Origin of the sequence: Citrobacter sp. C13, assembly GCF_014596815.2 — a bacterium.
Taxonomy (GTDB): domain Bacteria; phylum Pseudomonadota; class Gammaproteobacteria; order Enterobacterales; family Enterobacteriaceae; genus Citrobacter; species Citrobacter portucalensis.
The window spans coordinates 1,877,037-1,890,772 of sequence record NZ_CP115024.1; the positions used below are offsets into that span (position 1 = coordinate 1,877,037).

Below are 13,736 nucleotides of genomic sequence, written 5' to 3' on the forward strand. Positions count from 1 at the left end.
TTTTTATTGGTTGTTTCTAGTCTTAACAATGTGACTATTTGGTTATGTTAATTCCATATTTACACTTTTCCGAGTGACAGTTTAAATATCATTTGCTATGCGAGAAAAATGAAATTGTGATGATCGTTTGAAAATGGAATTCTGCTGTTCGCAATATTTTATTATTTTGAAAATGTACTTTTAATAGGGTAAATCCTCGTTTTACCGCCTGCTTTATTAAAGGTGATGGCAAGAATTTGCTATCACAACACGATTTTTAAGGGCATGTGGCTTGCAGATTGCCAACAATTTGCCGATACAGATTTTTATAGTAAGCCTTGAAGTAATCTTCCTGCCAGCAAGGAGTCCGCTGGTAAAGACACGAACTCTGCTTAGAAGGTGTCACAATGAACGATTCACTAAGAGCGCAATGTATTGCTGAGTTTTTGGGTACCGGACTATTTTTGTTTTTTGGTATTGGGTGCCTGAGCGCCCTGAAGGTCGCGGGTGCCAGTTTGGGATTGTGGGAGATCTGCATCATATGGGGCTTGGGGATCTCGCTTGCAGTTTACCTGACAGCCGGGATTTCTGGGGCCCATCTCAACCCCGCGATTACCATCGCACTTTGGTTGTTTGCCTGTTTTCCGGGGCGTAAAGTACTGCCTTATTCTGTCGCTCAAATAGCGGGTGCCTTTGGTGGCGCTATGCTGGCCTATTTGTTGTACGGCAGCTTATTTATTGAGTATGAATCAGCCCACCAAATGGTACGCGGCAGTCTGGAAAGCCTGCAACTTGCCAGCATTTTTAGTACGTATCCTGCCGCCGCACTGAGTGTCTGGCAGGCCGCACTGGTCGAAGTGGTGATTACCTCCATTCTGATGGGGATGATTATGGCGCTAACGGACGACGGTAACGGTGTTCCCAAAGGCCCGTTAGCACCACTGCTGATTGGTATTCTGGTTGCTGTTATCGGCGCATCAACCGGTCCACTTACCGGCTTTGCGATGAACCCGGCACGTGATTTTGGTCCTAAATTGTTTGCCTGGATGGCCGGGTGGGGTGATGTTGCGATGACAGGTGGGCGTGATATCCCTTATTTCATCGTGCCGATTGTGGCACCCATCATCGGCGCCTGTGCGGGCGCAGCAATTTATCGTTATTTTATTGGCAAAAATTTACCGTGTAATTCGTGTAAGTTGGAGGAAAACGAGAGCTAGCTTCACGAAAGATGTTTATTATTGAAAGGTAAAAACTGTTTTCGTGATCCGGTTTCCTGAACGGCTTAAAAAGTCTCCCAACAATGGGAGACTTTTGTTATGTTCAATGCTGACTTTCATCAGCGCGCCGGATCGCGAGATGAAAATGAATGTGTGAATAATATGTTTTATTTATAACAATAAATTAACTGAGAGGTTTTATCATGATTTCTGCGAGTGCCCTGAACTCAGAACTCATTAATAAAATCGCACAGGATTTTGCACAGGCCACCAGTCTGGCTGTTGTGGTTGTCAATATTCACGGTGATGAAATTTCTGAGCTTTTTAATTTCACTCCTTTTTGCCAGTTGATGCGCCAGCATCCTCAGCATAGTACGCGTTGTCGTATGAGCGACCGCTGTGGAGGGTTGGAAGCCTCTAAATCCGATCAACCCTGCATTTATCGCTGCCATGCCGGGCTTACCGATTTCTCAATTCCGCTGGTCATCGCGGGACACCTGGTAGGGTTCGTGCTTTGTGGACAAGTACGCTTAAGTAACGATGTAGGCCTCGTTGATATTCTGAACGTCGATGACCGCTGGCAAGCCGATCCCGAACTGGTAAACGAGTTCCGTAATGTACCTGAAATGGACTATTCTCGAGTCATTGCTTCAGCGGATTTACTCAAGCTCATCGTCGAAAATTGCCTTAAGAAACAACTTAATTTTGTTGTTATCAAAGATAACCCGCAGCAGTCAGAGCCGGTACGCGCTAACCGTAGTACCAACCCTCATGACAGTAAAATGAAAAAAGCCCTGCGCTATATTGATGCACATTTATCAGACGATCTGCGTCTGGAAGATGTTGCCTCTCATGTTTTCCTTAGCCCGTACTATTTCAGCAAATTGTTCAAAAAATATCAGGGTATTGGTTTTAACGCATGGGTAAACCAGCAAAGAATGGCCAGTGCCAAAGAGCTGCTTTGTCACAGTGACTGGAGCATAGCCAGCATTGCGCGTAATTTAGGCTTTTCGCAAACAAGTTATTTTTGCAAAGTTTTCCGCCAGACCTATCAGGTTACGCCGCAGGCATTTCGCCAGCAAATAAATGTCATTTCACGCGGTGAATCCGCTTAAATAGCAATATTTTGCTATTGCCGATTTTTGATATCGGGTGCTATGTCAGTCATTATAAAATGAAATGTGACAACAGCAGTCAATAAATTGTCATAGCGCAACAAAATAATGGTATTAGAGGGATAAACTGCACCAGTTTTTATTTTTGTGATGAGATACAGTGTCTGTGTGAATGACTTTCTTTATTCTTAGCTGATACTTTCATTCAAAAAGTGAACGTATGAATAAGTGGGTTAAGGCCAGAAAATTGGCTGAATGAACTCGGAAAGATATTAAATTGAATTATTGTCATGAGGTTGTGAAATTACCTCATAACAGAGAGCTTAATTAACCAGGCTCTTGAACTGACAGGTTTGCCACATTTGTGGTAGGGAAGGGGGTGAGAATCCCCCGCAGCCCCCGCTGCTGTGATGCTGACGACCCCGTATGGACCACTGATCGCAAGATTGGGAAGGACGGGTGAGGATGACGCTAAGCCAGAAGACCTGCCTGTCAGTGACTACCAACAACTTCGGTGGGAAGTGGGTGGTTCAGATGCATACAGTCGAGAGACTGGGTATCTCTACATCCCTACCACCCTGAACAGGATCAGGGTATGGCGGCCAATTTTCACGCATTTGTTCTTGCAGGTACCGGAAGCGGCTGTGGTAAAACCACGGTGACGCTGGGCTTGTTGAGCTTGTTGAAAAAACGCGGTTTGCGCGTCCAGCCTTGCAAAGTAGGTCCTGATTACCTTGATACCGGCTGGCATACAGCGGTATGCGGTACCGCTTCCCGCAATCTTGATAGCTTCATGCTTCCCGTCCCCACGCTGAACGCTCTATTCAACGAGCAGATGCAACATGCGGATATCGCCGTTATTGAAGGTGTGATGGGGCTGTATGACGGCTATGGTACCGACCCAAACTACTGCAGCACCGCCGCGATGGCTAAACAGTTAGGCTGTCCGATCATCTTACTGGTTGATGGTAAAGCCGTTTCCACTTCAATCGCCGCAACGGTAATGGGGTTTCAGCATTTTGATCCCACCCTGAACATCGCCGGGGTTATTGTTAATCGGGTTAACAGCGAAACGCATTACCAGTTACTGAAAGTCGCAATCGAACGTTACTGCGATGTACCCGTCTTGGGCTACGTACCCCGTATGGAGGGCGTTGCCCTTCCCGAACGTCATCTGGGTTTAGTAACCGCACGTGAGTCGGTTATCAATCAGCTACCGTGGCAGGCTTTTGCCGCGACACTGGAGCAAACCCTTGATATTGACGCGCTGCTGACATTAAGCCAGTCAACCAATCTTCCTGCTGGCGAATGGCCAACGCTGCCCGCCGCAGACGCCGGAGCAGGGCTAACGGTTGCAATTGCCGATGACGAAGCCTTCAACTTCTACTACCCGGATAACATTACGCTGCTGGAACGTACGGGGCTAAATATTGTTCGTTTTAGCCCGTTGCACGACACCTGTTTGCCGGACTGTCAGATGATCTGGTTAGGTGGCGGATATCCTGAGCTACACGCTGCGGCGCTGGCTCGCAATGTCTCGATACTGAATCAACTGCGAGAGGCACATCAACGTGGCGTCGCGATTTATGCAGAGTGCGGGGGGCTGATGTATCTCGGCAGTTCGCTTGAGGACAGCAACGGCGATACCTGGCTGATGGCGGATATCATTCCCGGCCACAGCAAAATGGGGAAACGTCTGACCCGATTTGGCTACTGCGAAGCGCAGGCCGCGCAGCAAACATTGTTAGCTGCAGAAGGTGAAGTGCTGCGCGGACATGAATTCCACTACTCCGATTTTACTCCTGAAACGCCAGCGGTGATGAACTGTCGCAAAGTTCGCGATGGTAAAACGCTGCAAGCCTGGTCCGGCGGCTGGCAGGTCGGAAACACCTTCGCCAGCTATCTACACGTTCATTTTGCTCAACGTCCGCAGATGCTTAACCATTGGCTGGCAGCCGCGAGGAGTGCGCTATGACGATCTTTGCGTGGTGTGTTGCCTGGCTGCTTGATTTTATCATCGGCGATCCGCAGAACTGGCCGCATCCGGTGCGCTGGATTGGCAATCTGATTTCTGCCGTGCAGCGAATTGTTCGGCGTTACTGTCATAGCGACCGTGCGCTGCGCATTGGCGGTGCGGTGATGTGGATTGTGGTGGTTGGTCTGACCTGGGCTGTGTCCTGGGGCGTGCTGGCACTGGCAGAATCTGTTCATCCCTGGTTGGGTTGGGTGGTAGAGGTATGGATGATCTTTACCGTGCTGGCCGGGCGCTGCCTGGCAAAGGCCGCGCAGGATGTCGAACGTCCGCTGCGGGCCGGTGACCTTGCTCAGAGTCGGGAAAAATTGTCATGGATTGTGGGGCGTGATACCTCACAACTGCAACCGCAGCAGATCAATCGCGCGGTGGTGGAAACCGTGGCTGAAAACACCGTAGACGGCATTATCGCGCCGTTGTTCTTTCTCCTCCTCGGCGGTGCGCCCCTGGCGATGGCCTACAAAGCGGTAAACACCCTTGACTCCATGGTGGGCTACAAACATGAAAAATACCGCGCTATTGGTATGGTCAGCGCGCGTCTGGACGATGTTGCGAACTTTATTCCTGCAAGACTGAGCTGGCTGTTGCTGGGCGTGGCGGCATTTTTATGCCGTAAAGACGGCTCGCGAGCTTTACAGATTGGCTGGCGCGATCGCTACAACCACAGCAGCCCAAACTGTGCGTGGTCAGAGGCATCCGTAGCCGGGGCATTAGGCATTCGTCTGGGTGGTCCTAATGACTACTTTGGCGAGCGCGTTGAGAAACCGTGGATCGGTGATGCACAACGCGACATTTCGGTAGACGACATTTCCCATACGATTCGACTGATGTGGGTGGCATCGACGCTGGCACTGGCGCTGTTTATTGCGCTGCGGTGGCTGTGGGTCGGTGTAGCCTGAGGACAACATAATGCAATATATCCAGCAACCCCAGGCGATTGAAGCCAAAAGTTTCGACATTATTGGCGAGATCATCCGTGAAACCCGTCCGGACTATCAGTTTGCCAGTCCGTTACATGAAGCCATTATCAAGCGGGTCATTCACACGACGGCGGATTTCGACTGGCTGGACATTCTGTGGTTTTCCAGTGATGTGCTGGAGCAGTTTTGTGCCGCGCTTAGCCGTTCGAGCGTGATTTATACCGACACCACGATGGCGCTTTCCGGGATCAATAAAACGCTGCTGGCACAATTCGGCGGTGAATGCCGCTGCTACATCAGTGACCCGCGGGTCGTGCGTACGGCAAAAGAGCAGGGTATTACCCGGTCCATGGCGGCGGTTGACATTGCGGTGAAGGAAGAGGGGGAAAAGCTGTTTGTCTTTGGCAACGCGCCGACTGCGCTGTTCCGCCTGCTTGAGCATGATGTTGCCGTCAGCGGTGTGGTGGGTGTACCGGTCGGGTTTGTTGGTGCTGAAGAGTCGAAAGATGCCCTGACCCAAAGCAATTTGCCCGCCATTGCAGCGTTAGGCCGCAAAGGGGGAAGCAATGTCGCCGCCGCTATCGTCAACGCCATGCTTTATCACATGCAGGGGGCGCGATGAGCGAGGCCTTCGATACGCCGGTGTGGCACAACGGTAAAGCGCTGCGTAAAGGATATACCACGGGATCGTGCGCCACGGCTGCGGCAAAAGTTGCCGCGTTGATGGTATTGCGCCAACACCTCATCCATCAGGTTTCCATCGTGACGCCTTCCGGGGTGACGCTGTGCCTGAGCGTGGAGTCACCGCATATCGAAGGGCAGCAGGCAATAGCGGCCATCCGCAAAGACGGTGGAGATGATGTGGACGCCACCCACGGCATGCTGATTTTTGCCCGCGTGACGTTAGACGATAGTGGCGTGATTGCCTTACAGGGCGGTGAAGGGGTCGGTACGGTAACCCGCAAAGGGATTGGCCTGCCGGTGGGCAGTTCGGCGATTAACCGTACACCTCGCCAGACCATTGAATCTGCCGTCCGCGAAGCGATTGGTCCAAATCGTGGGGCGCAGATTGAAATCTTCGCGCCAGAAGGCAAAGAACGGGCGCAAAAAACCTACAACTCGCGCCTTGGCATTTTGGGCGGCATTTCGATTATTGGCACCACGGGTATTGTCACGCCGATGTCGGAAGAGAGCTGGAAGCGTTCACTGTCGCTGGAGCTGGAAATTAAGCGGGCGGCGGGGCTGGAGCGTGTCGTACTGGTGCCTGGAAACCACGGCGAGCGTTTTGTTCGCGAGCAGATGGGTATCGACACCCAGGTTGTGGTCACCATGAGCAACTTTGTCGGTTACATGATTGAAGAAGCCGTACGTCTGGGGTTCCGGCAAATCGTGCTGGTGGGGCACCCCGGTAAGCTCGTCAAAATCGCGGCGGGGATCTTCCACACTCATAGCCATATTGCCGATGCCCGCATGGAAACGCTGGTGGCCCACCTCGCGCTACTTGGCGCACCGCTGGAACTGCTGACGCTGGTCAGCGACTGCGATACCACCGAGGCGGCGATGGAACACATCGACGCATACGGTTTTCAGCACATTTATAACCACCTGGCTAAGCGCATCTGTATGCGTGTCCTGCAAACGCTGCGCTTTACCAAAAATCCCCCGACCTGCGACGTCATCATGTTTTCTTTTGATAATCAGGTGCTTGGCAGTAATCGCCCGGTCGCAGAGATTGCTGAGGAGATGCAATGTTAACCGTTGTAGGGATGGGGCCAGCCGGTTTGCATTTGATGACGCCTGCGGCGCGTGAAGCGGTCGCGACGGCGGATGTTCTGGTCGGTGGAAAGCGGCATTTGCAGCAATTCCCGGATTTTGCCGGTGAACAGTTTGCTCTTGGCGCCAATATCCCGGAACTCCTGAGCTGGATTAGTGCGCACCAGGAGAAGCATGTTGTGGTACTGGCGTCTGGCGACCCGCTGTTTTACGGCATCGGGACGCGCATGGTGGCGCATTTTGGCATTGAGAATGTGCGGATAATTCCCGGTATTAGCGCGGTGCAGTACCTGTGCGCGCAGTCCGGTATTGATATGAACGATATGTGGCTGACCAGTAGCCATGGCCGCAGCGTCTGTTTCGACGAGCTGGCGCGGCATAACAAGGTGGCGATGGTGACTGATGCGCTGTGTGGCCCGCGTGAAATCGCACAGCAGCTCATTGCCCGAGGCAAGGGGCATCGCTGGATGGTGATTGGCGAAAACCTGGCGATGGAAAACGAACAGATCCATTTCCTGCCTGTGCGTGAAGTTAACGCTGACTATGACATGAATGCAGTGGTGATCCTTGATGAAAGATGAGCTGTTTCTGCGTGGAGAGAAAGTGCCGATGACCAAAGAAGCGGTACGCGCACTTGCCCTCTCAAAACTTGAATTACACCGCGCCAGTCACCTGATTGATATTGGCGCCGGAACCGGCAGCGTGTCGATAGAAGCCGCGTTGCAATATCCCGGATTACGTGTAACGGCCATCGAACGTAACCCGGCGGCTCTCAGGTTGCTGGATGAAAACCGCCAGCATTTTGCCTGCGCAAATATCGATATTTTTCCCGGTGTCGCACCAATGACCATCACGGAAAAGGCTGATGCCATCTTCATGGGCGGCAGCGGCGGCCATCTGACCGAACTGATTGACTGGTCGATGCGCCAATTGCATCCCGCAGGGCGTTTGGTGATGACGTTTATCCTCCAGGAAAACCTCAACACCGCGCTGGCACATCTGGACCATCTTGGCGTACAGGGAGTGGATTGCCTGCAGTTACAGGTTTCCTCGCTTGCCACGCTTGGCAGTGGTCACTATTTCAAACCGAATAACCCCGTATTTGTTATCGCCTGTCAGAAGGAAGGAAACCATGTCTGAGATTTTTGATCCCCGTAGCGTGTGGTTTGTTGGCGCAGGTCCTGGCGATCGCGAGCTGATTACCCTCAAAGGTTACCGGTTGCTGCAGCAGGCGCAGGTTGTTATCTACGCCGGATCGCTGATTAACACTGAACTGCTGGAGTATTGCCCTGCCGGTGCTGAATGTCACGACAGCGCTGAACTGCATCTGGAGCAGATCCTTGATCTGATGGAAGCTGGAGTGAAAGCGGGCAAGACCGTTGTGCGCCTGCAAACCGGCGATGTCTCGTTGTACGGTTCCGTACGCGAGCAGGGTGAGGAGCTGACCAAACGCGGGATTGACTGGCAGGTGGTGCCTGGCGTCAGCGCGTTCCTCGGCGCGGCGGCGGAGCTGGGTGTGGAGTACACCGTACCTGAAGTTTCACAGAGTCTGATCATTACGCGCCTGGAAGGCCGCACCCCGGTACCGGAACGTGAACAGTTGGAGTCTTTTGCCAGTCACCAGACATCTATGGCGATTTATCTTTCCGTCCAGCGCATTCATCGGGTGGCTGAGCGTCTGATTGAAGGCGGCTATCCGGCGACCACGCCCGTGGCGGTGATCTATAAAGCGACCTGGCCGGAAAGCCAGACTGTGCGCGGGACCCTGGCGGATATTGGCGACAAGGTTCGCGATGCGGGCATCCGTAAAACGGCCCTTATTCTGGTCGGTAATTTCCTGGGCTCGGAGTATCACTACTCCAAACTCTATGCGGCGGACTTTAGCCATGAATACCGTAAAGCCTGAGTCAATTGCGCTTTTTTGCCTGACTCCTGGTGGCGTTGTGCTGGCGAAACGTCTGGCAGCCATGCTGCCGGTTACCTGTTTTACCAGTGAAAAGCTGCTGGAGGAGGGGTTTATTCCCTTTGAAAACGGTTTTGCGAATACCGCCCGCGAAGCGTTTACGAATTACTCGGCGCTGATTTTTATCGGTGCGACCGGCATTGCGGTGCGCGTACTGGCCCCGCTGGTCAATGACAAATTCTGCGATCCGGCAGTGGTGGTCATTGATGAACGTGCCCAGCATGTCATCAGCCTGCTCTCCGGCCACGCGGGCGGTGCCAATGCGTTGGCGCGTTATCTGGCGGGCATGTTGGGCGCTGACCCGGTTATCACTACCGCGACGGATGTGAACGATATGGCGGCACTGGATACGCTGGCATTTCAACTGAATGCCCGGATGAGTGATTTCCGTTCGGCGGTGAAGATCGTGAATCAGATGCTGGTCAGCAATAAACGGGTTGGTCTGTGGTGGGATGACGAACTGACGCAGGATGTCAGCCATTGCGACCGGCGCGGATTTATTACGGTTACCGATCTTAACCAGCTCCCCGAACTGGATGCGTTGGTGTGCATCACCTTACGCACCAATTTACCTGACCTGCCTGTTCCGCACTGGAAGTTGGTGCCACAGCGGGTTGTGGCCGGAATTGGCTGTCGCCGTGATACGCCGTTCCCTCTGCTGGCTGCGCTGCTTGCCCGGCAACTTGAAGCTCAACAGCTCGATCCGTTGGCGCTAAAAGCGATTGGCAGCATCACGCTGAAAAAAGATGAACAGGGACTTATCCAACTGGCTTCGTGCTGTCGCGTTCCTTTCGAAACCTTTACCGCTGACGCGCTGCGTGAGCATGAGCACCGTTTTCCGGCCTCATCGTTTGTTCGCAAAACGGTAGGTACAGGAAGCGTTTCCGGTCCTGCAGCCTGGCTGTTGAGCCACGGAAAACTGTTAGGCGAGACCCTGCGAGAACAGGGCGTCACCATCACTTTGGGAGTTTCACACTGATGTTAAGCGTAATTGGAATTGGCCCTGGCTCGCAGGCAATGATGACCATGGAAGCCGTTGAAGCACTGCAGGCAGCGGAAATCATCGTTGGCTATAAAACCTACACCCATCTGGTAAAAGCGTTCACGGGCGACAAGCAGGTGATCAAAACCGGAATGTGCAAAGAGATTGAACGCTGCCAGGCGGCGATCGAACTGGCACAGGCGGGTCATAACGTGGCGCTGATCAGTAGCGGTGACGCGGGGATTTACGGTATGGCCGGGCTGGTGCTCGAACTGGTCAGCAAGCAAAAGCTGGATGTTGAGGTCAGGCTAATACCTGGCATGACCGCTAGTATTGCCGCGGCCTCTTTGCTGGGCGCGCCGCTGATGCACGACTTCTGCCACATCAGCTTAAGCGATCTGTTAACGCCATGGCCGGTTATTGAAAAACGCATCGTTGCCGCCGGTGAGGCAGACTTTGTTATCTGTTTCTACAACCCGCGCAGTCGGGGTCGCGAAGGTCATCTGGCGCGCGCATTTGAGCTGCTTTCCGCCAGCAAAAGCGCGCAAACGCCGGTTGGTATTGTGAAGTCTGCCGGACGTAAAAAGCAGGAAAAATGGTTAACCACGCTCGGTGAAATGGATTTCGAACCGGTTGATATGACCAGCCTTGTGATCGTGGGTAACAAAACAACCTATGTTCAGGACGGCCTGATGATCACGCCACGAGGTTATGTGCTGTGAATTACGGTGATGTGCTGGTCATGGGCGGTACGAGCGATGCGCGCATGCTGTGCCAGCAACTGGATGCGGCAAACGTGGCCTACACCCTGTCAGTTGCCACCCCAACGGGGAAACAACTGGCGGGAGACATCAAAGGCCAGGTGCGCTGCGGGCGTCTGGAGCGCGAACAAATGATTGCCTGGCTACAGGAAAATCGGACGCGCTGGGTGATCGATGCCTCGCATCCGTACGCCGAGGTAGTGAGCCGCAACATCATGAGCGCCTGCGAAGCGGCGGGCGTACTGCTGAGCCGCTACCAGCGCCCTGAGCAGTTGAGCGGATTAACTCACCCGCACCTGTATACCGTACAAAGTATTCCGCAAGCCTGTGAGGTGGCGCGACGCTTTGGCGATCGCGTGCTGCTGACGACCGGCAGTAAAGATCTGGCCATCTGGCGCGAAGGGTTGCCTGAAAAAACGCTGCTGGCGCGCGTTCTGCCTGTTCCTGAGGTCATTCAGCAATGCGCGGATCTGGGATTTGGTGTCGGTGAAATCTTCGCACTGTGCGGACCGTTCAGCGCCGAGTTCAACGCCGCGTTTTATCGCCAGTGTCAGGCTGATGTGGTGATCACTAAGGCTTCAGGCGCTGAAGGTGGTTATCAGGAAAAGGTTCAACCCTGTCTGGATGCCGGTATCCCCTGCATCGTGATTACACGTCCGGCACCGTTGGTGACGGGAGAAGAGTTACTGGAAAGTCAGGCCGCCTTTGGGGCGCGTTTAACGCGCTGGCTGGCCGCTGCTTAAGGAGTTAGAGATGAAAAAGGCGCTTCTGGTGGTCAGCTTTGGCACCAGCTATCACGACACCTGCGAGAAAAATATTGTGGCCTGTGAGCGCGATCTCGCAGCCAGTTGCCCCGACCGCGACCTGTTCCGGGCGTTTACCTCCGGGATGATTATCCGCAAGCTCAAGCAGCGCGACGGCATTGAAATCGACACGCCGCTGCAGGCTCTGCAAAAGCTGGCGGAGCAGGGGTATCAGGATGTGGCTATTCAGTCGCTGCACATTATCAATGGCGACGAATACGAAAAAATTGTCCGCGAAGTGCAAAGTATGCGTCCGCTGTTTTCACGCCTGACGCTGGGTGTACCGCTGCTGAGCAGCCATGAAGATTACACCCAGTTGATGCTGGCGCTGCAACAGCAGATGCCGGCGCTTGGCGAAAGTGAAAAAGTGGTGTTTATGGGACACGGCGCCAGCCACCATGCTTTTGCCGCCTATGCCTGTCTCGACCACATGATGACGGCGCAGCGCTTTCCCGCGCGGGTTGGGGCGGTGGAAAGCTATCCGGAAGTGGATGTGTTGATTGAAAGTTTATCTCAGGAAGGGGTGACGGCGGTGCATCTGATGCCGCTGATGTTAGTCGCTGGCGACCATGCCATCAACGATATGGCCTCCGACGAAGATGATTCCTGGAAAACGTTGTTCAATGCAGCAGGGATACCGGCTACGCCGTGGCTTAGTGGTCTGGGTGAGAACCCGGCGGTTCGCGCCATGTTCGTGGCACATTTACAGCAGGCGCTTAATGTGGCGCTGGAGGAAGCAGCATGAGCGGAAAACTGTATGCACTGAGCACCGGGCCAGGTGCTTCCGACTTGATTACCGTGCGTGCCGCACGCACGCTGGGCGCGCTGGATATTCTCTATGCGCCTGCCGGGCGTAAAGGCGGTGACAGTCTGGCATTGTCGATTGTACGTGAGTATATCGGTGAACAGACCGAAGTCCGCTGCTGTCATTTTCCTATGAGTGCCGATAGCGTTGAAAAAGAGGCCGTCTGGGATGAAGTTGCTGCCGCGCTGGTTCAGGAAGTCGAGGCCGGTAAGCAGGTGGGGTTTATCACTCTCGGCGATGCGATGCTGTTCAGCACCTGGGTCTTTTTACTTCAGCGTATTGGTTGTCCTGACTGGCTGGAAATCGTTCCTGGCGTCACGTCTTTCGCCGCGATTGCCGCGCGTTCCAAAACGCCGCTCGCTATGGAGCAGCAGTCACTGGCGGTGGTCTCCTGTACCGCACCGGAAGCGGAAATCCAGCAAGCGTTAAAACAGCATGACAGTCTGGTGTTGATGAAAGTGTACGGTCGTTTTGCGCGTATTAAAGCGCTGCTACAACAAGAGGGTTTGTTGGACTGTGCATTAATGATGTCTGAAGCCACGCTGCCAGGTGAACAGTGCTGGCGTCATCTCGATGAGGTGAGCGACGATCAGCCGCTGCCTTATTTCTCGACCATTCTGGTCAATAAACAGTGGGAGTATGCACAATGAAGCTTGAACAACAGCTAAAACAGCTGTCTTTCAGCGGGTTGGCTGCGGCGCTATTACTGATGATTGTTCCTGAACAAGCGTTCGCCATGCACATTATGGAAGGTTTCTTGCCGCCGATGTGGGCGCTGGCCTGGTGGCTGCTGTTTTTACCTTGCCTGTGGTACGGGCTGGTACGTCTGCGCCAAATTGTGCAGGAGGATAACCACCAGAAGGTTTTGCTGGCCCTGTGTGGCGCTTTTATTTTTGTGCTGTCGGCGCTGAAAATTCCTTCCGTTACAGGAAGCTGCTCACATCCTACCGGTGTAGGCCTGGCGGTTATCCTGTTTGGACCGGGCGTGGTTGCCATCCTTGGGGCGATTGTCCTGCTGTTCCAGGCTCTGCTGCTGGCACACGGTGGTTTAACGACGCTCGGCGCGAACGGCATGTCGATGGCGGTAATTGGCCCGGTAGTGGGTTACATGGTGTGGAAAATGGCCTGCCGCGCAGGGCTGCGTCGTGATGTCTGCGTCTTCCTGTGTGCGATGCTGGCGGATCTCGTCACCTATTTTGTGACCTCGGTACAGCTGGGTGTTGCGTTCCCGGATCCCTCTGCTGGTGCTACCGGCTCAATCATTAAGTTCATGGGGATTTTCTGCCTGACGCAGATCCCAATTGCGATTGCGGAAGGGTTACTCACCGTGCTGATTTACGATCAGCTAACCAAACGCCAGTTGATAACCGCGCAAGGGCATTAACG

At 53.6% G+C, this 13,736-nt stretch carries 15 protein-coding genes and 1 riboswitch; all 15 genes read left to right on the forward strand.

What is annotated here, in order from left to right; genetic code table 11:
• Positions 1-386: 386 nt before the first annotated feature.
• The 15 genes from pduF (at position 387) to cbiM (ending at position 13,734) form a co-directional block, all read left to right on the forward strand.
• Positions 387-1,196, forward strand: a complete 810-nt coding sequence (gene pduF / locus IB222_RS08780) for a propanediol diffusion facilitator PduF (protein ID WP_003030258.1) — start codon at positions 387-389, stop codon at positions 1,194-1,196.
• 203 nt (positions 1,197-1,399) lie between these two features.
• Complete coding sequence (pocR, locus tag IB222_RS08785) at positions 1,400-2,311, forward strand: regulatory protein PocR (RefSeq protein WP_003834122.1); 912 nt, start codon at positions 1,400-1,402, stop codon at positions 2,309-2,311.
• 332 nt (positions 2,312-2,643) lie between these two features.
• Positions 2,644-2,819: riboswitch (cobalamin riboswitch) on the forward strand.
• 87 nt (positions 2,820-2,906) lie between these two features.
• Complete coding sequence (locus IB222_RS08790; RefSeq protein ID WP_148361811.1) at positions 2,907-4,286, forward strand: cobyrinate a,c-diamide synthase; 1,380 nt, start codon at positions 2,907-2,909, stop codon at positions 4,284-4,286.
• Complete coding sequence (gene cbiB, locus IB222_RS08795) at positions 4,283-5,242, forward strand: adenosylcobinamide-phosphate synthase CbiB (RefSeq protein WP_148361812.1); 960 nt, start codon at positions 4,283-4,285, stop codon at positions 5,240-5,242. The genes IB222_RS08790 and cbiB overlap by 4 nt, the downstream gene beginning before the upstream one ends.
• Before the next feature lie 10 nt (positions 5,243-5,252).
• Entirely contained in the window at positions 5,253-5,885 is a 633-nt protein-coding gene (locus IB222_RS08800; RefSeq protein WP_063940447.1) for a cobalt-precorrin-8 methylmutase, read from the forward strand.
• Positions 5,882-7,018 carry a cobalt-precorrin-5B (C(1))-methyltransferase CbiD gene (cbiD, locus tag IB222_RS08805; protein ID WP_149384312.1) on the forward strand — a complete coding sequence of 379 codons (1,137 nt, stop codon included), beginning with the start codon at positions 5,882-5,884 and terminating at the stop codon, positions 7,016-7,018. Before IB222_RS08800 ends, cbiD begins: the two co-directional genes overlap by 4 nt.
• The gene (locus IB222_RS08810; RefSeq protein ID WP_003834111.1) at positions 7,012-7,617 is read left to right on the forward strand and encodes a cobalt-precorrin-7 (C(5))-methyltransferase; all 606 of its coding nucleotides are present in this window, start codon (positions 7,012-7,014) and stop codon (positions 7,615-7,617) included. The genes cbiD and IB222_RS08810 overlap by 7 nt, the downstream gene beginning before the upstream one ends.
• Positions 7,607-8,176 (forward strand): decarboxylating cobalt-precorrin-6B (C(15))-methyltransferase, encoded by a 570-nt coding sequence (locus IB222_RS08815; RefSeq protein WP_003834109.1) that lies wholly within the window; start codon positions 7,607-7,609, stop codon positions 8,174-8,176. Before IB222_RS08810 ends, IB222_RS08815 begins: the two co-directional genes overlap by 11 nt.
• The gene (locus IB222_RS08820; RefSeq protein WP_003030275.1) at positions 8,169-8,942 is read left to right on the forward strand and encodes a cobalt-precorrin-4 methyltransferase; all 774 of its coding nucleotides are present in this window, start codon (positions 8,169-8,171) and stop codon (positions 8,940-8,942) included. Before IB222_RS08815 ends, IB222_RS08820 begins: the two co-directional genes overlap by 8 nt.
• Positions 8,923-9,978 (forward strand): cobalt-precorrin 5A hydrolase, encoded by a 1,056-nt coding sequence (gene cbiG, locus IB222_RS08825; protein ID WP_003834107.1) that lies wholly within the window; start codon positions 8,923-8,925, stop codon positions 9,976-9,978. Before IB222_RS08820 ends, cbiG begins: the two co-directional genes overlap by 20 nt.
• Positions 9,978-10,703, forward strand: a complete 726-nt coding sequence (locus IB222_RS08830) for a precorrin-3B C(17)-methyltransferase (RefSeq protein ID WP_003030278.1) — start codon at positions 9,978-9,980, stop codon at positions 10,701-10,703. Before cbiG ends, IB222_RS08830 begins: the two co-directional genes overlap by 1 nt.
• On the forward strand, positions 10,700-11,485 hold the full coding sequence (locus IB222_RS08835; RefSeq protein WP_123267447.1) for a cobalt-precorrin-6A reductase: 786 nt from the start codon (positions 10,700-10,702) through the stop codon (positions 11,483-11,485). The genes IB222_RS08830 and IB222_RS08835 overlap by 4 nt, the downstream gene beginning before the upstream one ends.
• 10 nt (positions 11,486-11,495) lie before the next feature.
• Positions 11,496-12,290, forward strand: a complete 795-nt coding sequence (locus IB222_RS08840) for a sirohydrochlorin cobaltochelatase (protein ID WP_003834103.1) — start codon at positions 11,496-11,498, stop codon at positions 12,288-12,290.
• Entirely contained in the window at positions 12,287-13,000 is a 714-nt protein-coding gene (locus tag IB222_RS08845; protein ID WP_063940443.1) for a cobalt-factor II C(20)-methyltransferase, read from the forward strand. Before IB222_RS08840 ends, IB222_RS08845 begins: the two co-directional genes overlap by 4 nt.
• Positions 12,997-13,734: a cobalt ECF transporter S component CbiM gene (gene cbiM / locus IB222_RS08850; protein WP_003834098.1), complete on the forward strand. Its 738-nt coding sequence runs from the start codon at positions 12,997-12,999 to the stop codon at positions 13,732-13,734. The genes IB222_RS08845 and cbiM overlap by 4 nt, the downstream gene beginning before the upstream one ends.
• Positions 13,735-13,736: the final 2 nt, after the last annotated feature.